The organism is Photobacterium phosphoreum (assembly GCF_002954725.1).
Lineage (GTDB): Bacteria > Pseudomonadota > Gammaproteobacteria > Enterobacterales > Vibrionaceae > Photobacterium > Photobacterium phosphoreum.
In genome coordinates this window covers 224433-247609 of record NZ_MSCQ01000003.1, presented here as the reverse complement: position 1 = coordinate 247609, position 23177 = coordinate 224433, and the positions used below count along the sequence as shown (strand labels likewise).

The 23177-nt window shown below is 41.5% G+C and carries 20 protein-coding genes; 7 read left to right on the top strand and 13 right to left on the bottom strand.

All coding sequences use genetic code 11. The features are described 5' to 3' along the window. Positions 1–53: 53 nt before the first annotated feature. Positions 54–1112, bottom strand: a complete 1059-nt coding sequence (locus BTO21_RS18975; RefSeq protein WP_045032622.1) for a CNNM domain-containing protein — start codon at positions 1110–1112, stop codon at positions 54–56. A 228-nt stretch (positions 1113–1340) separates the two neighbouring features. Here BTO21_RS18975 and hupA point away from each other — a divergent pair, with 228 nt between their 5' ends. Further along, the gene (hupA, locus tag BTO21_RS18970) at positions 1341–1613 is read left to right on the top strand and encodes a nucleoid-associated protein HU-alpha (protein WP_045032623.1); all 273 of its coding nucleotides are present in this window, start codon (positions 1341–1343) and stop codon (positions 1611–1613) included. A gap of 42 nt (positions 1614–1655) precedes the next feature. After that, positions 1656–2330, top strand: coding sequence for a DUF1481 domain-containing protein (locus tag BTO21_RS18965; RefSeq protein WP_045032625.1), 675 nt, complete (start codon positions 1656–1658; stop codon positions 2328–2330). 67 nt (positions 2331–2397) lie between these two features. Here the strand turns inward: BTO21_RS18965 and purD are convergent, their stop codons facing one another. Beyond that, a complete protein-coding gene (gene purD, locus BTO21_RS18960) occupies positions 2398–3684 on the bottom strand; it encodes a phosphoribosylamine--glycine ligase (protein ID WP_045032626.1) in 1287 nt (428 codons plus the stop codon). A gap of 103 nt (positions 3685–3787) precedes the next feature. Continuing rightward, complete coding sequence (gene purH / locus BTO21_RS18955; RefSeq protein WP_045032628.1) at positions 3788–5398, bottom strand: bifunctional phosphoribosylaminoimidazolecarboxamide formyltransferase/IMP cyclohydrolase; 1611 nt, start codon at positions 5396–5398, stop codon at positions 3788–3790. Between the two features lie 227 nt (positions 5399–5625). Between purH and zntR the strand changes: the two genes are divergently transcribed. Beyond that, the gene (gene zntR / locus BTO21_RS18950) at positions 5626–6096 is read left to right on the top strand and encodes a Zn(2+)-responsive transcriptional regulator (RefSeq protein ID WP_045032629.1); all 471 of its coding nucleotides are present in this window, start codon (positions 5626–5628) and stop codon (positions 6094–6096) included. On the opposite strand, the gene BTO21_RS18945 is transcribed toward zntR, so the two are convergent. Beyond that, complete coding sequence (locus BTO21_RS18945; RefSeq protein WP_045032641.1) at positions 6093–6293, bottom strand: hypothetical protein; 201 nt, start codon at positions 6291–6293, stop codon at positions 6093–6095. The genes zntR and BTO21_RS18945 overlap by 4 nt on opposite strands. Before the next feature lie 183 nt (positions 6294–6476). Here BTO21_RS18945 and ppnP point away from each other — a divergent pair, with 183 nt between their 5' ends. After that, positions 6477–6758 carry a pyrimidine/purine nucleoside phosphorylase gene (gene ppnP, locus BTO21_RS18940; protein WP_036788928.1) on the top strand — a complete coding sequence of 94 codons (282 nt, stop codon included), beginning with the start codon at positions 6477–6479 and terminating at the stop codon, positions 6756–6758. A gap of 73 nt (positions 6759–6831) precedes the next feature. On the opposite strand, the gene malI is transcribed toward ppnP, so the two are convergent. Further along, on the bottom strand, positions 6832–7860 hold the full coding sequence (gene malI / locus BTO21_RS18935) for a Mal regulon transcriptional regulator MalI (RefSeq protein WP_045032630.1): 1029 nt from the start codon (positions 7858–7860) through the stop codon (positions 6832–6834). 284 nt (positions 7861–8144) lie between these two features. Between malI and malX the strand changes: the two genes are divergently transcribed. From malX to BTO21_RS18920, 3 genes are all read left to right on the top strand, one after another. After that, positions 8145–9722 carry a maltose/glucose-specific PTS transporter subunit IIBC gene (gene malX, locus BTO21_RS18930; protein WP_045032631.1) on the top strand — a complete coding sequence of 526 codons (1578 nt, stop codon included), beginning with the start codon at positions 8145–8147 and terminating at the stop codon, positions 9720–9722. A 76-nt stretch (positions 9723–9798) separates the two neighbouring features. After that, the gene (locus tag BTO21_RS18925) at positions 9799–10977 is read left to right on the top strand and encodes a MalY/PatB family protein (protein ID WP_045032633.1); all 1179 of its coding nucleotides are present in this window, start codon (positions 9799–9801) and stop codon (positions 10975–10977) included. Positions 10978–12017: 1040 nt separating this feature from the next. Then, entirely contained in the window at positions 12018–13241 is a 1224-nt protein-coding gene (locus BTO21_RS18920) for a tyrosine-type recombinase/integrase (protein WP_045032635.1), read from the top strand. A 293-nt stretch (positions 13242–13534) separates the two neighbouring features. On the opposite strand, the gene BTO21_RS18915 is transcribed toward BTO21_RS18920, so the two are convergent. From BTO21_RS18915 to BTO21_RS18880, 8 genes are all read right to left on the bottom strand, one after another. Next, a complete protein-coding gene (locus tag BTO21_RS18915; protein WP_045032636.1) occupies positions 13535–14221 on the bottom strand; it encodes a hypothetical protein in 687 nt (228 codons plus the stop codon). 59 nt (positions 14222–14280) lie between these two features. Continuing rightward, the gene (locus BTO21_RS20360; RefSeq protein ID WP_258179316.1) at positions 14281–14415 is read right to left on the bottom strand and encodes a hypothetical protein; all 135 of its coding nucleotides are present in this window, start codon (positions 14413–14415) and stop codon (positions 14281–14283) included. A 3-nt stretch (positions 14416–14418) separates the two neighbouring features. Further along, positions 14419–14538 carry a hypothetical protein gene (locus tag BTO21_RS18910; protein ID WP_045032638.1) on the bottom strand — a complete coding sequence of 40 codons (120 nt, stop codon included), beginning with the start codon at positions 14536–14538 and terminating at the stop codon, positions 14419–14421. Positions 14539–14836: 298 nt separating this feature from the next. Next, the gene (locus tag BTO21_RS20185) at positions 14837–15046 is read right to left on the bottom strand and encodes a hypothetical protein (protein ID WP_205068425.1); all 210 of its coding nucleotides are present in this window, start codon (positions 15044–15046) and stop codon (positions 14837–14839) included. A gap of 428 nt (positions 15047–15474) precedes the next feature. Further along, positions 15475–15804, bottom strand: coding sequence for a hypothetical protein (locus BTO21_RS18895; protein ID WP_045032916.1), 330 nt, complete (start codon positions 15802–15804; stop codon positions 15475–15477). Between the two features lie 193 nt (positions 15805–15997). Next, positions 15998–19246 (bottom strand): type I restriction endonuclease subunit R, encoded by a 3249-nt coding sequence (locus BTO21_RS18890; protein WP_105026978.1) that lies wholly within the window; start codon positions 19244–19246, stop codon positions 15998–16000. Next, positions 19243–20694, bottom strand: a complete 1452-nt coding sequence (locus BTO21_RS18885; protein WP_045031367.1) for a restriction endonuclease subunit S — start codon at positions 20692–20694, stop codon at positions 19243–19245. The genes BTO21_RS18890 and BTO21_RS18885 overlap by 4 nt, the downstream gene beginning before the upstream one ends. Then, positions 20694–23078 (bottom strand): type I restriction-modification system subunit M, encoded by a 2385-nt coding sequence (locus BTO21_RS18880; protein WP_045031369.1) that lies wholly within the window; start codon positions 23076–23078, stop codon positions 20694–20696. The genes BTO21_RS18885 and BTO21_RS18880 overlap by 1 nt, the downstream gene beginning before the upstream one ends. Between the last annotated feature and the right edge of the window lie 99 nt (positions 23079–23177).

Genomic DNA, 23177 nt, shown 5'->3' with positions numbered 1-23177 from the left:
ACCGTAAGGTCCCTTTTTTGTATCTAGTCAGTCACGGTAAATAATGGTGTTAATTACATGTCGTCATCATTATTTTCGATCATTTTGTGTTTTTTCTTCCACTTATCCCAACGTTGGTAAGCGAGTTGCTGCATGTCAGTATTCTTATCGGCTTCATCAACAATTTCTTCGCCAACAAGACTTTCAAAAATATCTTCCAGAGTGACAAGGCCTTGTACCGTACCGTACTCATCAACAATAAGAATTAATTGTGAGCGTTCTTGCATTAAACGTTCAAATGCCTTTGGTACGCTTACATTGTTCATAATGACAGGCAATGGACGCATCAGTGCACCGAGTTCTTGACCACCTTTGCCTGCTTGGCTTTCTGCAAACAGTTCTAAGCGGTGTACAAAGCCGACGATATTATCGCTTTGCTCACTGAACACTAATGGACGTGAAAATGGACTCGTTTTATGTTTTGCTAAAAATTCGTTGATGGTTTGCTCGGCATTAACACGGAATAATACCGGACGTGGCGTCATAATCTTAGTGACACTCACATCTTTAAATTGCAGTAAGTTGGTGAGGATTTTAGATTCGCCAGCACCCAATTCACCTGATTCATGGGCCAACATTGCCATGGCCGATAATTCATCTCGTAGTTTTGGTTGGACGTGGCCGTGAGCAAGACGACGGGTTATTTGTTCTGAAACCCATACCAGTGGCATTAATAAGATCACCATCCAACGTAATATTATTGCACTGGTTGGTGCTAATTGACGCCAGTAAGTTGCCCCGATTGTTTTTGGAATGATTTCTGAGAGTAATAAAATACCAACGGTTAATGCACCTGAGAATACACCCAACCATTCACTACCAAATACGACTGTTGCTTGTGCGCCTGCTGTTGCTGCACCGACGGTATGCGCGACAGTGTTAAGGGTTAGAATTGAGGCTAAGGGTCGATCTATATTATTTTTGAGTGCGGCGAGTTTAGCTGCCGCTGGGTGGTTTTGTTGACGTAAAGTGCCGATATATCCCGGCGAAATACTCAATAAAACCGCTTCTAAAACGGAACAAATAAACGACACCCCTATAGCTACAGAGATGTAAATCGTAAGCAGTACCATATCAACCTGTCAATTAATCAGCGAATTTCGGCTATATTAATCGGGGCGAGTGGAAATAAAAACAACTCTTTTTTGAATGTTATTAGTAACATTTTGTGAACTTTAGCTCAGTTTATGGTTAAAGAGTCTCCATTTAGACAGATAAAAGCCGACAAACCTTTGCCACACAGGCTTCTTATGAATTAGAGTTGGGCGGTATTAAGCCCAAAACCTTAGAAGGGAAACCTAATGAACAAGACCCAACTGATTGACCTGATCGCAGAAAAAGCAGATTTGTCTAAAGCACAAGCAAAATTAGCATTGGAAGCTACTCTTGAAGGCGTTACTGATGCGCTTAAAGATGGCGACCAGGTTCAACTAATTGGCTTTGGTACATTTAAAGTAAATCATCGTGCCGCACGCACTGGCCGTAACCCACAAACGGGTGCGGAAATTCAAATTGCCGCTGCTAACGTTCCAGCGTTCGTATCTGGCAAAGCACTTAAAGACGCGCTAAAGTAATTAAAAATAGCGCCAGAATGCATTAGCTTCTGGCGTTTTTTTATGAATCGTATAACGCTTTCTCTGGCGGTTGCATTTTTACTCACAGGCTGTGCGGCAAGCGACATGGCTGAAAATGCAGTAATTGCGCCAAAAACTGTCACTGTTGCTCAAGCAGCCGCTGATGGTCCTCATTTTTATTGGTATACCTTCCGTCCTAATCAGCCTATAACGCTCAATGAGCGAGTGTTCACCCTAAATCAAGGGCAATATCAGGCTAGCTATCGCTGGCGCTCAGGAAAGCTGTTTGAGCTCTCTCAACAAGGGCAGCAACGAATTGATGGTTCCCTTACACCATTTCAATTGCAATTACGGTTTGATAGCGATGGTTTAGCGGTATTTCAGCGTTATCAACAAGGGCAAACTATTGTGCCGTTAACCAATGTTGAAATTGCCAAATTACGTCAGCAGGCAGTGGGATTAGCGATGAAAGTGGAACAGCTATCTCATCGGCAGCAAACGTGGGTGCAAGGGCACTGGCAACAGCAGCAGTTTATTCCTTGTCAGCAGCAACGGGCGGTGGAAGTGGTTATTGAGTCCACGGCTGAAAAATTATCCGGCCAAGGGTATATGGCGGTCAGTGGCCAGTTGAACGAACAGCAATTAAAGGTTGATGATATTTTATTGCAACGACCACAGCAGCAATGTTTGGTAGCACCGAATTTATTGAAAAAGTAATAATATTGAGAGCTACAAACAAAAAAACGCGCCTGATGAGCGCGTTTTTCCGTTATGGATAAAGAGGTTACTGTTCGCGAGCAATCGCACGGTAGCCAATATCATCACGGTGGAACATGCCATTCCATGATATTTGCTGCGCTAACGTATAAGCACGTTGTTGAGCGGCTAATACGGTATCACCCATCGCTGTGGCACATAACACACGACCACCATTAGTCACTACATCACCGTGGATATTATTGGTGGTACCTGCATGGAAGATTTTTTCTCCGGCTTGCTCTTGCTGAGGCAAGCCACTAATAATATCGCCTTTGTGGTAATCGGCAGGATAGCCGCCAGCCGCCAGTACGATCCCGATAGCAGCGCGTGGATCCCATTTTGATTCAACGCTATCAAGATTGCCATCAATCGCCGCTAAACACAGCTCAACTAAATCTGATTGCATCCGTAGCATAATAGGTTGCGTTTCTGGATCGCCAAAACGGCAGTTATATTCAATTACTTTGGGTGTGCCGTCAGCCATCACCATCAAGCCAGCATAAAGAAAACCGGTATACGGCGCGCCTTCTGCAGCCATGCCTTCAACGGTAGGATAGATCACTTCTTTCATCACGCGATCATGAATTGCTTGAGTTACAACAGGGGCTGGAGAGTAAGCACCCATGCCGCCAGTGTTAGGGCCAGTGTCAGCATTGCCAACCCGTTTATGATCTTGGCTGGTGGCCATTGGTAAGACGTTCTTACCATCAACCATGACGATGAAACTCGCTTCTTCACCATCAAGAAACTCTTCAATCACCACCCGATGCCCTGCTTCACCAAACGCATTACCAGCCAGCATATCGCGTACTGCCGCTTCTGCTTCTTGTTCTGTCATCGCAACGATTACGCCTTTACCTGCAGCTAAGCCATCGGCTTTGACCACAATCGGTGCGCCTTTTTGTTTTAGATAAGCCAAGGCGGGTTCGATTTCAGTAAAGTTTTGGTAATCAGCGGTTGGAATGTTATGGCGAGCTAAAAAATCTTTAGTGAACGCTTTAGAACCTTCAAGTTGCGCAGCCGCTTGGGTGGGGCCAAAAATGGCTAATCCAGCAGTACGAAAGGCATCAACCACACCAATCACTAATGGTACTTCTGGGCCAACAATCGTCAGTTCGATGTGATTGTTCTGCGCAAATTCAACTAAACCACTAATATTCTCAACGCTAATATCGACATTTTTTAATTTTGGTTCAAGTGCAGTGCCAGCATTGCCTGGGGCGATGAAGATTTTTTCTACCGTTGGATTTTGTGCGACTTTCCAACCCAGTGCGTGTTCACGGCCACCGTTACCAATGATCAGTACTTTCATCGTTAATCCTTATTGCTTTACGCTAAATACTTAAAAATCCCTACTCTTTACAATAAGAGCAGAGACTAAATCGACATTGCTTTTTCACTAAAGTGATAACAACTTAGTGACGGAAGTGACGCATACCGGTAAACACCATTGCCATGCCGTGTTCATTAGCAGCTGCAATGACTTCATCGTCACGCATCGAACCGCCAGGTTGAATTACACAGGTAATGCCCGCTTCTGCTGCGGCATCAATACCATCACGGAACGGGAAGAAAGCATCGGATGCCATTACGCTACCAGCGACTTCAAGATTTTCATCCGCGGCTTTAATACCGGCGATTTTGGCAGAATATACACGGCTCATTTGACCCGCTCCGACGCCGATAGTCATATTACCTTTAGCATACACAATCGCGTTTGATTTAACGTATTTAGCCACTTTCCAGCAGAAGAGTGCATCACGTAACTCATCAGTCGTTGGTTGGCGTTGTGAGACCACGGTGAGATCATCAACTGATACCATGCCTTGGTCACGATCTTGAACCAGTAAACCACCATTAACACGCTTAACATCAAAGCCAGTGGTTTTAGTTGACCATTCACCACATTCAAGTAAACGCAGGTTTTTCTTAGCAGCGATAATTGCGGTTGCTTGTGGAGAGACTTTAGGTGCAATGATCACTTCAACAAATTGACGATCAACAATCGCTTGTGCGGTCGCTGCGTCCAGTTCGCGGTTAAAAGCAATGATGCCACCAAAGGCAGAGGTTGGATCGGTTTTGTAAGCGCGATCATAAGCTTCAAGGAGATTGTCACCGAGCGCAACCCCACAAGGGTTCGCGTGCTTAACAATCACACAAGCAGGAAGGTCAAATTCTTTGACGCACTCAAGGGCCGCGTCAGTATCTGCAATATTATTGTAAGACAGTGCTTTGCCTTGCAGTTGAGTTGCAGTTGCCACGGATGCTTCTTGTGGATTTGCTTCAACATAGAATGCAGCTGCTTGGTGGCTGTTCTCACCGTAGCGCATGTCTTGTTTTTTCTCGAACTGTTGATTAAAAGTACGTGGGAATTTTGATTCGGCATCGGCTTGTTGCGCTTCGTCATCAAGCAGAGAAGCACCGTAAGATGGCACCATAGTCCCAAAGTAATTCGCAATCATTCCGTCGTAGGCAGCAGTATGCTCAAAGGCTGAGATGGCTAAATCAAAGCGAGTTGCATGGCTTAATGAGCCATCATTGGCACTCATTTCGGTAAGAACGCGATCATAATCATGAGCATTAACCACAATTGTGACATCTTTATGGTTTTTAGCCGCTGAACGCACCATTGTTGGACCGCCGATATCAATATTTTCGACCGCATCTTCTAAACGACAATTGGGATTCGCAACGGTTTCTGCAAATGGGTACAGGTTAACCACCACCATATCAATTGGGTTAATACCGTGTTGTGCCATAATTGCATCATCAATACCTCGACGGCCTAAAACGCCACCGTGTACTTTAGGGTGAAGGGTTTTGACACGACCATCCATCATTTCAGGAAAACCGGTGTAGTCAGAAACTTCAGTGACTTGAATGTTTTGTTCTGCAAGTAAACGCGCGGTGCCACCTGTAGATAAAATTTCTACGCCGCGGTTGGCGAGGGCGTGAGCGAATTCAACAATACCTGTTTTGTCGGATACGCTAAGCAGCGCACGGCGAATAGGACGAACGTTTTCCATTGCTACCATCTCTCTAATACACAGTGAATAGGATATTTTCCAACGCCAAGCTTAGATAGGATTAGATTGGCGTTGGGAAATATCCTCGGCTAAAATCGAGCAAAGCCAAGAAGTAGTGAACGATACGTATCAATCTAGTGCTCATTCTACATGAATATTAGCATTGCGCAAACGTTTGCTATTTAGGGTTGACACTGAAATAGCGGGTTAAGCAAAAGGGCGTTTGAATGTATTTAATTGGACAATTAGCAAAATTATGTAATGTCAGCAGTGATACATTACGTTTTTATGAAAAGAATGGTTTGATTGAACCCGCAGGCCGTAGTGACAGTGGTTATCGTCTTTACAGTGAGGGTGATTTATCGCGGGTTAAATTTATTTTACGTGCTAAAGCGATAGGCTTGAGCCTTGGTGAAATTTGTGAGTTATTAGATATTCGACTTGAGGCAAGCCTTCACAGTTGCGCTGAAGTAAAAGCAATCACGCAAGCGAAATTAGATGAAGTTGATACTAAAATCGCTGAACTACAACGGATTCGAGGCGCATTAAAAAAAATCAATGATGCTTGTTGTGGTCATCGTAATGATGATGCTAGTCATTGCTCGATTTTAGGGGCACTGAATGACAGCGATGATATGGCGAACCCAGCAGTAAAACCCGAGCCTTGTAGTTCAGGACAGTGTCATTGTGATGATTAATTATTAGTGGCATCTTTGACATTTTCAATCACATCTTTGGTGGTATCACGAAAGAAGTGACCCGTTGCTGTGGTTGCATCTCTGGTGGCATGACCGACTTCCGTCAAGCCTTGTTTCATATCTTGTTTGTTTTGGCTTGAACAACCTGCAATTACAAAAAGGCTAAATATGATGGCTACAATAGTTATCTTTTTCAATGTTAATGATTCCAACAAATAATGGTTGGCGTTAGTGTAGCGTTTTTTTATCATGATCCAAGTCAAAATCAGGTTAGTTCGTCATATTTTTGACAACTATTTTTCGTTAGTGGTTCATTTGAAATTGTGATAGTTTCAGGGCTTCGAAAATTTGCTTTACCCGTTTAGCAATAAGGAAATTCAATGTTAAAAGTGAATGAATATTTTGATGGCCAAGTAAAATCTGTTGGCTTTGAATCTGCAGGTGATCATGCCAGTGTTGGTGTGATGGTTGCGGGTGAATATACCTTTTCGACCGCTGCCCCTGAGCGTATGACAGTCGTAAAAGGCGAACTTACCGTAAAATTACCGGGTCATGTCGATTGGGAAACTTATGGTGCTGGTGATGATTTTGAAGTCCCAGGTGATAGCGCATTCCACGTAAAAGTTACCAAAACCACTGCTTACTTATGTGACTACCTATAAGTTATCTAAGTAGATTGGTAGATTGGTCAGTAAAAAAGCTTCGTTACGACGAAGCTTTTTTATTGGCTATGATTTAGGCTGAATCACGACAGATAAGTTGTGGCGCGAGAATTAAACGTTGAATGTCAGTATTATTGTTAGTCATTTTTGAAAGTAAGCGCTTACCTGCTTGTTGGCCAATTTCTCTTACTGGCGAGCTTACAACGGTCAGTGATGGCTGAATTAATGTGGCTTCTGCAATATCATCAAAGCTAATGATCGCCACTTGTTGATCAATATAGTTATCTTTCCCAACACTTTTTCCGCTTCGTTTTACCCCATATATAGCCCCTAATGCCACCGTTGGGCTATGACATAAAATGGCTGTTATCTTTGGATGTTGAGTTAATAATTGCTGCACTGTTGTTGCGGCATGTTGTTGTTGATTGTTGGTTTCAATGATCCATTCATTTTTAAAGGGTAATCCGTATTGAATCAAAGTACTCCCAAAGCCGCCTAACCGTTCCGCACGTGTTAATGACTCACCCGAGCCGCCGATATAAGCAATATGGCGGTGACCTTGCTCAATGAAATGTTGAGTGGCAAGAACGGCAGCTTGATGATTATCAGGGCCAATATAATCAACCTCATTATTCATTGCTGCACGCGCTAAGCAAACCGCAGGGATCCCCGCTTGTTGTGCCATTGCAATAACCGTTGCCGTCGCTTCTCTTACCGGACTAAAAGCAATGCCGGCGACACCTTGTTGGATCATTGATTGCACACATTGGATTAATTTTTGTGGACTGTGATTCGATTGAGCCAAAAATAACAAATAACCTTGTTGTTCTAATTCCTCACTAATACCTGCGGTAATCTCAGTATAAAACGGATCAGTAATGTCGCTTAAGACTAAGCCAATTAAATTGGAATGGGAGGTACGTAGATTAGCCGCTGCAGTATTACGAACATAGCCTAATTCAGCAACAGCTTGATTAACTTTATCAATGGTTGCGGTGGATATTCGGCCTTTATTACTGAGTACTAACGAGACGGTAGACACAGAGACATCAGCGTAGGCTGCGACATCAGTAATTTTTATTTTGGGTGTCTTACTCGTCATCAGTGAATGGCTCCTATTCATGCGGTTGCATTTAAAAACGTTATCTTGGTGGCAATTATTGTAACAGGATCACAAATTTGGAAATGGGTGCTAACTCGCTATATTTCCGTGATCTTGCTAGCGATAAAAATAGGTAAAACGTTTTATCATTTGCTACGTAATTTATCAAAAGCGTTGACCGAAGTCTTGAGCTCATTTTTGTCGACGTTTTTTTTCAATAAAGAGCTAAAACGATTTACCTCTTTATTATCGATGTTGAATGTCTCGTTAGTGAGTGACTCATTATGGCTAAATCTGCACCTAAAACGACCCTCTGGGAATTTTTTCAAAGCTTAGGCAAAACCTTCATGCTCCCGGTCGCTTTATTAGCGTTCTCGGGCATTTTATTGGGCATTGGTAGTTCACTATCGAGTGCCGCTGTTAAAGAAAGCATCCCCTTTTTAGATAATACCCTTTTACAATTGTTGTTCATGTGGATGACTAAAATTGGCTTAGTGGCCTTTATTTATCTGCCGATTATGTTTGCTGTTGCGATTCCATTAGGATTGGCGCGGGAAGAAAAAGGGGTGGCGGCGTTTGCAGGTTTTGTTGGTTACGCCGCTTTAAACTTGTCGATTAATTTCTATTTAACCGTTGCTGGCGTTATTGGAAATTCCACCGAAGAAAAAGCATATGGGGTTAAGTTAATTCTTGGGGTTGAGTCAATTGATACCGGTATTTTAGGGGCTGTAATTGTCGGTATTATTGTCGCTAAACTGCATGCGCGCTTTTACACCTATAAAATGCCCGATGCATTAGCTTTCTTTGGTGGCGCACGTTTTGTACCTATTATTTCAACGCTAGTTTTAGGCGTGGTGGGTTTAGTTGTTCCTGTGGTGTGGCCATATTTTGCGATGGGCATTGCTGGTATTGGTAACCTGATTTCTCATGCCGGTCCGTTTGGTCCATTCTTATTTGGTACTGGTGAGCGCTTATTATTACCGTTTGGTTTACACCATGTTTTAGTTGCATTGGTACGTTTTACTGAGGCTGGTGGTTCGTTAGAAGTGTGTGGTAAAACCGTTAGTGGTGCACTTAATATTTTCTATTCTGAGTTAGCCTGCCCAACCTCTCAAGGGTTCTCTGGCTCTGCAACCGCATTTTTATCTCAAGGTAAAATGCCAGTGTTCTTAGGTGGTTTACCGGGCGCTGCGTTAGCGATGTATCATTGTGCGCGTCTTGAAAATCGCGGCAAGGTGAAAGCGTTATTATTATCAGGTGTGATCGCTTGTATTATCGGAGGCATCACTGAGCCATTAGAATTCTTGTTCTTGTTTGTTGCGCCTGCATTGTATGTGGTACATGCCATTTTAACGGGTGTGGGCTTTATGGTTATGGGCTTATTAGGCGTTACCATTGGTAATACCGATGGCAATATTATCGACTTCTTGATCTTTGGTGTATTGCAAGGCACTGCAACCAAGTGGTATTTAGTGCCAATGGTAGCAGCGGTATGGTTTGTGGTTTATTACAGCGTATTCCGATTTGCAATCACTCGCTTTAACCTTAAAACACCGGGGCGTGAAGTTGAAACCAAAGAAGCATTAGCCTTTGCGGTGACGGGTGAGAAAACAACGGGTTATAAAGGCGATATTATTTTAGCGGCATTAGGTGGTGCGGATAATTTAGTCTCACTTGATAATTGTATTACCCGTTTACGTCTGTCAGTCAATGACATGAGTTTAGTCAATGATGCTGTGTTAAAAGCCAATGGTGCCTTAGGGGTGGTCAAACTTGATGCGCATAATCTACAAGTGGTGATTGGACCTCAAGTTCATATGGTGAAAAACGAAATACAAGGCTTGCTACCTGCTAGCGCATAATTTAAACCGCGGAGCTTAAGGCTCCGCTTTTTTATTGTATTTTTATTGTTTAGGCTCGATTGCCTGCGAGGTTGTTATGTTTGATTTCTCTGTTCCAGTAAATCGTTACGGTACTTATTGCACTCAGTGGGATTATGTTGCAGATCGTTTTGGTTGTGATGATTTATTGCCGTTTACGATTTCAGATATGGATTTTGCGGTGGCGCCCTGTATTCAAAAGGCGTTAGCGACGCGATTAGAGCATTCAGTGTTTGGTTATAGTCGCTGGAATCACGATGATTTTAAATTGGCGATCTGTGGTTGGTTTGAGCGTCGTTATCACACTGAGCTTGATAGCCATAGTATCGTTTACGGGCCGTCAGTGATTTATATCATTTCGCAGTTAGTACAATTATGGACTGAAGTTGGTGATGGCGTATTAGTTCATACTCCAGCTTATGATGCGTTTGCCAATATGCTTAATGCTAATCAACGCCAGTTGCTAACCAGCCCACTATTGAAAACCGATACGGGCAGTTATGAGATTGACTGGCCACAGTTTGAAGCGCAAGCGGCGCGTATTGAGTGCAAGGTGTTGTTATTGTGTAGCCCCCAAAATCCAACAGGGCGAGTATGGACCCGTGATGAATTAACGCGTATGGCGCAGATTTGTCAGCACCATAACGTTAACGTCATTTCCGATGATATTCATATGGACATTGCTTTTAGTGATTATATTCCTTGGCCACAAGTCGCGGTTGATCAGCAATGGGCATTGGTTTCTTCAGCCTCTAAATCGTTTAATATTCCTGCGCTGACAGGTGCGTATGCTGTGATTGCTGATGAGAGTCTGCGTGATGGGTACTTAACACAGCTCAAAGCCGCTCATGGACTGTCATCACCCTCTATTCTTGGCGTTATTGGTCATATCGCTGCTTATAATGAAGGGGAAGAGTGGCTTGATTGTCTTAAAGAGTATCTGCACGCTAATTTGCATTATGTTGCTGAACAATTAAATCAGGCTTTTCCTGAATTATACTATCAAGTGCCGCAAGGAACCTATTTAGCTTGGATTGATTTAAATCCCCTGAAGATTGATATGGATGCTTTACAGCAAGTATTGATTAATGATCATCGGGTCGCGATCATGCGTGGTGATACGTATGGCATCGAAGGTACAGGATATGTACGTTTAAATGTTGGGTGCCCACGTAGCAAGGTAGAAATGGGAGTAACAGCTTTGATTGCAGCGTTGAATGAATTGATCACTCGATAATATTGAGATCATCTGTTGGGTAATTAACGCTATTTATTGAGATAGCGTTTTTTTGTAATTGATATCATATAGTGATAATTGCCTTTAAGGTATAATTTATCGCACTCTTAAATGATTAGCGAGTTTTATTATGCTCAAGTGTGATAAATGTCAATCTTATGATATTAAAAGAATACATCGGAGGTTTTACCAACGTTTATTAATTAAACGTGTCAGAATTTGTAATGAATGTGGTCATGTGCATAAACACTTTAAGTATACGTTTTTAAATAAATCAGACAGTTAGGTTTTGTCTGTTGTATTTTAAACCGTACGCCAATTATAAAATATTTAGTAAGTACGTTGATTGTTGTTACAAATAGTCGTTATTAAAGAGCCTATGTCATTTTATATGAGTGGGCTTTTTTTATATGGCAACTCACTAATGATAGATTGATGAAGGAAAGGAATTTTTTATTTAATATTTAACCTAAATAATCAAGCTCTTAATACCTATAAGTACTGCTGCTAATATGCAATCAATTTATCTTGGTTCTGATTTAGTGTATGCTCGTTGTTGCGTATCTGTGCATTAAAGGAGTTTAGAGTGAATCAGTGTAGTCACTGCCAGTCATATGATATTGAACGAGTACACCGTAAATTTTATCAACGGTTATTTATTCGCCGGATTATTCAATGTCGTCAATGTGAGCATATGCAGAAATTTTTTAAGTATGATCTTTTAAATAAGGCTGATACAGCTAAAAATAAATAACATGATGATTAACCGATTACTATATAACGAAAAAGCCCATTTCATCGTGATGATGAAATGGGCTTTTTTACAATCATTAAACCAATAAGGTTTAGTTCATGCCATATGAATTAATTTAGTGTTTTGGTTTGTATTGAGTTGTGTTTGGTTGTTGTTGTAAGTGTTTGTTTGTAGTTGGTTTAAATTGTTTTTATGTATGTGTTGGTATTGGCAGGTTTTGATTTTTATGATTAACTAGGGGTACACGTGAGGGTACATGAATGGTTCGTGCCCATGGAGAAAATAAATGCCACGGTTATTTGATAAACATTTAAAAGCAATGCTAGATAAACCTCAGACAGGAATAGTAACTTACTCTGATGGGGATGGCTTAGGTGCAAGGGTGTCATTAACAGGTAAGATTCGTTGGCAATACCGCTATAAAATAAATAATAAAAATAAGCGGTTTGATTTAGGGGATTACCCTGAGCTTTCACTATCAAAAGCACGAGAAGTTGTGATGCAGTGTCGTTCATGGTTAGCTGACGGGTTAGACCCAAAACATCAACGCACGATTCAAATAACAAAAACATTGAATCCAGTAACGGTGAAAGAGGCGTTAGAGTATTGGTTAGTTGAGTATGCTGAGGGAAATCGAGCTAATGTTGAAAAACATCGTGCTCAGTTTAAGCGACATATTTATACCTATATTGGTGATTTACCTATAGAGCAGCTGGAAACTCGACATTGGTTAGAGTGTTTTGATCGTATTCGAAAAGGGGTGAAGGGCGAGCAAAAAGCAGCACCAGTTGCTGCTGGATATGTTTTACAAAACACAAAACAGGCATTGCGTTTCTGTCGTGTTCGTCATTATGCACATACTAGAGCTTTAGATGATTTGATGATTTCTGATGTTGGTTCTAAACAACGAAAAAAAGATCGAGTATTAACCGATAAAGAACTGGCAGATATATGGGAAATGGTACAAAAACCCAATGCGCGTTACATGGCTTATTATCCTAATTTAATTAAATTATTAATTATTTTTGGTGCTCGAACGCAAGAGATTCGTTTATCTACATGGGATGAGTGGGATTTTGAACAAGGTTTTTGGACTGTCCCTAAAAGTCATAGTAAAACGGATGCTGTTATTATTCGCCCAATACCTGTAGAGATTGTTAGTTGGCTATTAGAATTAAAGTCAATGAGTGGTAATGAATACGTACTAGGTGAGTTGAAGTTACCAGAAGCGGTAAGTGTTCAAGGTGGTAAAATGTGGAAGCGATTAGACCATAAAGAAAAATGGACGTTACATGATTTACGTCGAACGCTAGCCACTAAACTGAATGATTTAGGTGTCGCACCGCATGTGGTTGAACAATTACTAGGTCATAGTCTCGGCGGAGTGATGGCTATTTATAATAGAAGCCAATATTTACCTGAGAAAAAGGCTGCGTTAGATCTATGGTTAGATAGATTAGATTTACTGATAAATCCTGCTGATAATGTATTAGTAATGAAGCAACATTAAGTTTTCAAATGTAAAAAAGCCAGACGATAAGTCATAAAGACAAATGGTCTGGCTTTACCCACCCCTATCCCATATTACTAAGGATCATTTCGGCTACTTGGCTCACCGTTTTCACCTAGCCAGTGGCAAATCACTTAGTACCGGAAATGCTTTAACACGACCTAACACCATTTAGGCAATTAGGTGGTGTGGCTTATTGCCTTCGCATTGATTGTAAAGTTGTGTGTCCAACTTCATGTGGGAGATTAGCTCTCCTCGGGCTATTTGGGTTCGGTTATTATCAGCATATCTACTTAAAGATCAACTATATCATTGATAGCGTATCCATTTTTAAGTAAAAATTGTCTGATTATGTACTTAAGATAAAGTGCATCATTACGTATATTTCTGGCTAACTTATTTTCTGAATGACAGAATGTATTCACAATAGAATCTATGGTATCCACAAGTTCTTGTGGTGATAAATTTTTATGTGTTTTTACTAAATACCAGTTGGCTTGTTCATTATTGCTTATTTTCTTGTTTTTTAATAATTTATCAACATTTGAACCATCATCATCTAAGCCTACTTTTTTTTGCTCTAATAGATGAAAAACACTACCTAAATTAAGTATGGCAAACTTACAAACTCCAACTTTTCCTATTGGCTTTGATCTGCTATCTCTGTAGTTTAAGGTGTGAGTTAAGAGTATTTCACCCTCTATTTTATGATAAATAAATTCATATGGGTTTTCTGTTTGGCTATAAAAAAGATGTTCCATCTTTCGCTTCAATAGGTGTCCAAATTCATTGATGAAAAACTGTACTTGGCGTTCTGTTGCCAGTGCTTTTCCATTACGCCACTTAGATACTTGACCTTCAGATGAGAATCCTGCCTTTTTTGCTATATCTTTATTTGTATAACCATTTTCGATAGCTAGTCTGATTAATTGCTTTGTGTAGCGGTACTTTTTTTGAGACTTTTCTTTTTGTTCTGTCATTGTCTTACTAACCATTGAAAATGGCTGGTGGATTGATTTTATATCCACCAGCGAAGTACTTAATTATCTAGATAATCGTCATTATTTGGATTATGTGCATCAGCCCAATCATCCATATCAGCATCATTATTGGGGTTGTTGATATCAGACCAAATATCTAGTTCATCTTGAGTCATATCTGATGAGTCAGGCATAGCTTACTCCTTATCTTTTAATTGGCGGCTACGGTTATCTAAAACTTTTTGATAAGTTTTATTCGTACCTGTTGTTCCTTTGTTTTTATTTGCTTGATCTGCTTTGTGATTGTTATTGCTCATAATGTGTTACCTCATTCGTTTCGTTGAGGTAACTATATGACTATAAAGAATAAATATTAAGTGATGAAATGGTGATAACTCAGTGATATTTGGTGATTATCAGTGATACTTAATCAATTGGTTGAAAAACAAACAATAAAAAGGCTATAGGAAAGTGCCTATAGCCTTAAATATTATGATGTCAGGGCTTATTACTGTCCCTTCAACATATCAAACACTACCCGAGCAAAGCCTTTTGCCAGTTCTGGGTTGGATAGGTATTGCATCATCATTTCTTGGTGTGATTCATTACTATCCATTACGCATCATCAATGGCTTGTGGGAAGTCGCCTAGCATTGCTTGATCACGAGTATTGTTATTAATCTGGGTCATTACTGATTCGTTCTCTGATAACTTGTCACGTACAGTCTTGGCGTAGTTGATCATGTCATTATCAGTTAAGTTCTCAGTGCTAAACAACTCGTTTAAGCGGTTAAGGATCAGCGATAAGAAGTTTTTAACCCTCATAGCTTCCGTAATACTTTGGTTCGACTAGGTGAAAGACTTTGCCGAACTCCTGAAGAGTTTAAAGTATGGAGTCAAAATTTAGGGCATGAAAGCGTACTGACTAGTTTTTATAGTTATGGTGATGTACCTGACTACAAGCAGGCCTAGTTATTGCGGAAACTAGCCAAACCAGCAGAGGGCACTTCTTCAGATATGGAGGAGCAGTTCAAGCAGTTTCAACGAATGATGGGAAATAAATAAAACCTAATTAGCGGGTACCCAAAAACATCCATTTAATGTAAGACGGCAGAACTCAGATTAAGCAATTAGCTATTTAAACAGTCGATTGGAAGTAAATTATCAGGAAGATGTAGTCAGATCTCTTTCTGTAAGAATAAAAGGCAGTTGAGCTACTAAGCTTTGCTGCCTTTTCTATTTAATTCTATTTGCTATTCCTCAAGAGCAGGAGCAAAAGCAAACCAGATAGTGCCATTCCACCCATCATTACATTCAAAAACAACGCCACCATCGATAGTTAACATTTTCGAAATTATCTTTGGTTCAATATCTTCAATATTAAGATCTAGATTTTTGAGAATAGCTTCGACTCTCGGTGAGATATAGCCCCATTCCCCAGCGCCGCCAATGTATGTGAATAAACATGTCGGGTCGTTTTCAGGCTCATATAACACTTCTTCGCCATTATTGAAGCAATTACCCGAATAAGGTGAATAAAGTTCAACGTATTCTTTTTCTATTTTGATGTAATTTAATGTCATTGTTTTATTAGTTCTGATTTTATATACGCAATATACTTAATTAGCATAATAGAATGAAATTAACCATCATTAATGGTCTATTATCTACCCAAGTGGACTCAGGAATATATTGATTGGAGTGCAATGAAATTAAAAATAGTCATGTAAAAGTAACTATCGTTTGTTAAGACAATAGTTACTTAGTTTTATTACTTCAACTGCCCTTCAACATATCAAACACTACCCGAGCAAAGCCTTTTGCCAGTTCTGGGTTTGATAGGTACTGCATCATCATTTCTTGGTGTGATTCATTACTATCCATTACCGCATCATCAATCGCTTGAGGGAAGTCGCCTAGCATGGCTTGATCACGAGTATTGTTATTAATCTGGGTCATTACTGATTCGTTCTCTGATAACTTGTCACGTACCGTCTTGGCATAGTTGATCATGTCACTATCAGTTAAGTTCTCAGTGCTAAACAACTCGTTTAAGCGGTTAAGGATCAGCGATAAGAAGTCTTCTTCCTTGTTCTTAGGCTTAGCCGTACCGACATCATTACTTGGCTCTAGCTTGTAATCTGCTGCGTCTTCTTTGAGCTTGATGTCTTGTTCACGGATCTTTGATAAGCGGTAGTGGCTCATCTCGACGTTGCTTAAATCAATCTCATCCTCTTGCACGTTTTGTTCATGCAGGAGTGGACGTAGATAACGGGCAAACAGGCTCAGTTTCTCAAGCTCTTTATCTTCATAATCGACAATCTGTGACATGAACTCAAAGAAGCGTACAAAACTACCTAAGTCTTTCTTGAAGATTTCTAGGCGGTCTTTTTCCTGCTTACACTCTTTAAAAGCATTTTCAGCATTAGCAATTAGAACCGCATCTTGGGTCTTCTTGGTGCGCTCGAACATATCTTTTGATTGAATATAAGCATCAATCGCAGATTTATAACGATGCTGCCAACGGTCAACCGCAGGTTTGCAGATATTACTCACCGCAGCGTTAGATTTCTTCTTAGTCAGGAAGGCAACACAGAATTGCTCAACTTCATTCCATAAGAAAATACCGCTAGAACGTAGCTTTTCATACAAATCAAACACAAGGTTAGGATCGGTGACATCCACCAGCTCAGCGGTTTGATAGTAAGGTTGGAACGCTTCGAGAATATCATCAGGCTCGTTAAAGAAGTCTAATACAAACGTACCACTTTCAGCCTTGCCGAGATAAGTACGGTTTAAGCGTGAGAGGGTCTGTACGCACTCCACACCACCTAAAGGCTTATCAACATACATTGCACACAGTTTAGGTTGGTCAAAGCCTGTCTGGAACTTATTAGCCACCAGCATCACTTGGTAATCATCACTATCAAACGCTTTACGCATATCACGACCCTTTAAGTTAGGGTTCATGTTGTTTTCAGTGAATTTCTTATTAAGCAGCGCAAGGCTATCAGGATCGTTGTCGTTAAATTCCACTTCACCAGAGAACGCCACCATTGCTGCAATGCGTTGGTAGTTGTTATCGGTAATGTATTTATCAAACGCCAGCTTATAGCGTACCGCTTCTTTACGAGAGCTCGTCACTACCATAGCTTTTGCTTGACCACCTAATAAGTGCATTACATGGTTTTTGTAGTGCTCAACAATCACTTTTACTTTTTGTGAAATGTTGTAATCATGCAAGCGTACCCACTGATTAAGCTTGGTTTTTGCTTTCTTGCTGTCTACTTCTTTATCAGCGGCTTCCATCTTTTGAACGAGCTTGTATGCCACTTGATAGCTGGTGTAGTTCTTGAGTACATCTAGAATAAAGCCTTCTTCGATTGCCTGACGCATAGAATACACATGGTAGGCGTGTGGCTTGTTGGTTTTAGACGCTGGTTCATCAAGATTTGGTCGGCGTCCAAACAACTCTAAGGTTTTCGCTTTCGGTGTTGCAGTGAACGCATAGTAATTAAGATTATTACTGTTCTTACGTGCCGCCATGGTTGCATCAAGAATATCTTCTGACGATAGCATCACATCATCATCGGCTTCTTCGGTCATCAATACTTCTTTAAGCTGACGAGCGGTAGAGCCGCTTTGTGATGAGTGGGCTTCATCGGCAATCACCGCATACTTACGCTGCTTTAAGCTCACGCTGTTTTCAATCGCACGCAGTACATACGGGAAGGTTTGAATCGTCACAATGATGATAGGTTGAGAGTTCTCAAGCGCAGCCGCCAGCTTTTCAGATTTAGAGCCGTCACCTTCTTTGTTGTTGATACGTCCCACCACACCATCAGCATGTTCAAACTGATAGATGGTATCTTGAAGCTGATCATCTAATACGGTGCGGTCTGTTACCACAATCACTGAATGGAACTGCTTTTCACCTTGCTCATCATAAAGGGTAGATAGCTGGTGGGCTGTCCATGCAATCGAGTTTGATTTACCTGAACCTGCACTGTGCTGAATCAGGTATTTATTCCCCGTACCTTCAGCAACGGCTGCACCGATAAGTTTACGCACCACATCCCACTGATGGTAACGAGGGAAGATCAGGGTTTCTTTCTTGTACTTGCGTCCTTCCCAATCTTCTTTTTCTTCAATTTGCAGGTGAATGAAGCTACCTAATATTTTTAATAGGTTCTCAGGCAGTAATACTTCATTCCACAGGTAATCAGTGGCGTAGCGGTTTTGATCTTCGGGTACATCGTTACCTTTACCGCCTTCTTTCGTGCCTTTGTTAAACGGTAGGAAGAAGGTGTCATCACCAGCTAGCTTAGTTGCCATGAAGACTTCGTATTGGCTTGCAGCAAAGTGTACCAATGCACCACGTTTGAAGGTCAGTAATGGCTCAGGCTTTTTGGTTTCAGGATCTTTCGGCAAACGGGTTTGTTTGTATTGCTTAATGGCGTTGTGTACCGCTTGTTTGAACTCAGATTTCAACTCAAGGGTTGATACTGGTAAGCCGTTTACAAACAACACCAAATCAATACGCCATGCTTTGGCTTTCTTGCCTGTTAGGGCTAAGTGCTCTGCGGTGGCGTAAGGGCTGTAAACTAATTCTGGCACTACGCGGCAGATGTTCTGCTCATAACGTGCCAGCGTTTCAGGGTTAAGGTTGTGCTCTGGTTTAAACTGACACAGCGAGAAACGGGCGTTACGGATCTTTAAGCCGTGACGCAGCACACCTAGTGTACCGTAAGTGCGAGAAACGGCATCTGTAGCGTTACTGTCGGCTTTTTTTAGTTGTGCCACCAGCGCATCAAGAAAGTGACGCTCGGTGTCATTGGGGTACACCTTGGCAAACTTTTCCCACTCTTTGGGTTGAGTCGTTTGAACAAAGTGCAGTGCATCTTCACAATACAAAGCACGTTTACGATCATAACGGTCAGATTTACCTAGCTTCCAACCGTTAGCGACCATTTGAGCGATCATTTCATCTTGAAATATACGTTCTTGAGTGGTGTCTTTGCTCATGCCATCGCCTCTTGTGCTGCCTCTTGTGCTGCCTCTTGTGCTGCCTCTTGTACTGCCTCTTGTACTGCCTCATTGGTATCACTGTTGGTGGTGGGTGCTATCCCGTCTTTCAAGGTAAAGTGCCGAACGTCAATCTTGCCTGTGACGGCTGCTGAAATAAGGGCAGTGCGGCGTTCTTGCATTAGATTGATAGCATCTTGTGCTTTCGATGTGAGTAGTGAATAACGGTTAATAGTTTCCTTTATTGAATTAACTATTAATTTAACTTCATTACTAGAGGGAATTGGCACAGAAATTTCTTTTACAATATCTGTATTTAAGTTTGGTTGACCAGAGCCTTGTTTGATCCTTTCTCTTAAATTATGGGTTAACGTTGATAAATAGAAATAAGCGAATTCAGAATTAATTTGTAAATTTTCAAAGCCAACAACCCCATCATTAGCATTGGCATCAATGCTTAGTATTTTAGGTACACCGAGTGTTGCGCCACTATTTGATAACAGTAGAGTCCCAGACTGAAATACTCGACATTGATCACTTCCTTTTTTTGTGAGGAATGTTTCTGTTTGATTTAGATAAATATCATTATCTTTAGTGATTTCTGCAACTGTTACCCAAGGGGAGTAGTCACCATTGAATAGCGTGGGATCGCCAGCAGGGCGAGGTGATCCTCCTCGGACAACTGATGAAATATAGCCAAACTTTGTTATATCCCAATGCGCTGGCACTTCACCCAACCACTCAACACCCGAATCTTTCATTGGTACATCAGGGTTTAGCCCTTTTGTGACGGCATGGCTAATCACCGCTTGGCGTTTTTCTTTAAGCAGTTCGATAAGTTGCTGCTGCTTTTCGATAAGCGTGTCGATTTTTACCGTTTCGTGATCGAGGAAGGCTGCGATTTGGGTTTGTTCTTTTAGCACTGGTGCTGAGATTTTTAATGCAGCAACTTTTTCTTGGTTAATGTTTGGCTGTCCGCCACCTGATGATAATTGAACAATGTCGTCTTTAAATGCCTGTAACCAATAAAAAAGATACTTATTCTTAAGCACCTTTGATTTTGTCATTACACAACAAGCTTGGTTTGTAGTTGCATCTACTCCTAAAATCCCTAGTCTGCCAATTGTTGCGCCATACATAGCGATAGCAATTGAACCTTTAGGGTAAATTTTCAAAGCCGTGAAAGTCTCTATAGTTAGAGGTGAGACTTTTTTCGTTGTATCCGTAATTATATTTTCACGAAGCTCACCTGTTGTAATCCAAGGTATATCTCCTTGAAACCACTTTTCATTATTAGAGGTGGGTGTCGTTCCTGAACCAATTAATTCATAAGCATGTGACAGTTTCCACATTTCCCATGAGGATGGTATAGATCCAACCCACTCAACGCCCGAATCCTTATATTCTGGATACGCTGCGTATTTCCCGCTCAAGGCTGCTTTACTCATTACGAACGCACCTCTTGAAGTAGGCTCATAATTTCATCGCTGACCAATGCTAAATCTTCATCAATGGCTTCTAGCGCACGAGGTGGCTGATACACGTAGAAATGGCGGTTAAACGGGATTTCATAACCTACAATGCCAATCTCATTGTCTTTCTCATCGCGCTTATCAGCATTGATCCACGCATCGCTAACGTGTGGCAATACTTCACGTTTGACGTAGCTTTCAATTGACTCTGTGGTGGTAACGCTAGAATCAAGCGGTACGTTTTCGTTATCACGTAGGTCGCCATCTGGTTGGAACTCAACCACTTTACCGTTGTAGTTAAATGAACCATATAACGGTTGTGCGGCTTCTTTGATGACTTTCTTGATTACAGGCTCAGCTTCTGGGTTCTTAAACGTTACCGCATCAAAGAATTGCTTCTTCTCTTTGGTATCAAACTTAATGCTCGTTGCTTTGAATGCGCCTTTCATGGTGATGTCGAATTGGTTGAAATCATTGCTTACCACATTCCGACCACCAGCCATCTCTTTACCAACAGACATAGCAGATACTGCGGTTTGTAGCTGTTGGGCTTTGTCCATTAGCGAGCGTTGGAATAACCATAACTTGCTGTCTAACAGATCTTTGATTTGTTTTTCTTTCAGTTCGCTAAACTCAGCTTTGATAAGTGCACGCACTTCGGTTTCTACTGCTGTAAGGTAGCCGTAGTCAGTCTCGCTCCATGCTGTACCAAATGCGTTATATAAACGCTCCATAGGCGCATTGAATGGCTTGGGTGCAAAGCGTAGGCTTTCAATCGCTGCATCGGTGATTTGTGCTGATAGACGCAATGGACGCTCAATGGTTAAGCGACGGTAGCCAAAGTCGGTGCTGTTGAAAATCTTACTAGCGAATGTCTTTGGTGCTGCTGTTTTGCTGGTGGACGATTGACGACCACGGTTAGATTTTTGCTCTGCTGGCTTATCTAGCTCACGGGCATCAACCACTTCAAAGTTACCAAAAGTACGGGTGATGAGTTTGATGTCATCTTCGCTCATTAGGTTACGCTTAGAGCCTAACGATTTACGCATCTTGCCACACAGGTTCGAGCCATCAATCAGTTGAACTTTGCCCTTACGCTCAGATTTTTTCTTGTTGGACAGTACCCACACATAGGTCGCAATACCTGTGTTGTAGAACATATCAGTCGGTAGGGCGATGATGCCTTCTAATAAGTCAGCTTCAAGGATGTAACGACGAATTTCGCTTTCACCGCTACCAGCACCGCCCGTAAACAGTGGAGAGCCATTTAGGATGATACCGATACGACCACCATCATTTACGCTGCCATCAACGTTATGAGTGTCACGCATCTTGCTGATAAGGTGCATCAAGAACAGTAATGAGCCATCAGATACACGCGGTAAACCTGCACCAAAGCGACCATCAAAACCTTTTAGGGTATGCTCGTCTTTGATTTCACCTTCGATTTTCTTCCAATCGACACCAAACGGTGGGTTAGACAGCATGTAATCGAATTGGTCTGCTGGTAGTTGGTCGTTAGATAGGGTGTTACCTAGCTTGATACGGCTAACGTCTTGCCCTTTGATGAGCATATCGGCTTTACAGATAGCGTAAGACTCTGGGTTTAACTCCTGACCAAAAGCACGCATTACGGCTTTAGGGTTCAATTCGTGAACGTATTCCATGCCTGATGATAAGAAACCACCTGTACCTGCTGTTGGGTCATAGATAGTACGAATGATGCCATCTTGTGTCAGGGCTTCATCATCTTCCATGAACACCAGTGATGTGGTTAAGCGAACGATATCACGAGGGGTAAAGTGTTCACCTGCGGTTTCATTAGAGCTTTCAGCAAAGCGACGGATTAATTCTTCAAAGATTAACCCCATCTGATGGTTTGATACTGCCTTTGGGCTAAGGTCAGTGGTAGCGAATTTCTTTACTACCTTGAACAGCAGGTTAGCGTCATCCAATAAACCGACAAATTCATCAAACTTGAAGTGTTCAAAGATTTCACGAGCATCGGCAGAGAAACACTGAATGTAGTTTTCTAGGTTATCTTTAATGTCACTTTGACCTATTTTTCCTAGATCCATCGGTGAGGTGTTAAAGAACGACAAGCCTTTAGGTGCTGATGCTGAAACAGTATGACGTTTGAGCATTTTTTCTTTAGCTTCTTCCGTGATACTCATAGCATTGATTGTTGCTGCTTGAGCAACAACCGCATCTTTACTTTCTTCCAGTACACACTCAAGACGACGTAGCAGGGTAAACGGCAGAATCACACGCCCGTATTGGGACTGTTTGAAATCACCGCGAAGTAGGTCAGCTACAGACCAAATGAAGGCTGCGGTTTGGGTAAAATTAGAATTAGGCATGAAGGCTTCTTAATCAAAGTAACAATAAGATAATTGCGCGCATTGTAGCAGAAGGGATTATGGTGAACATCCACCAGCATCTCTATTTGGATGGTTAGC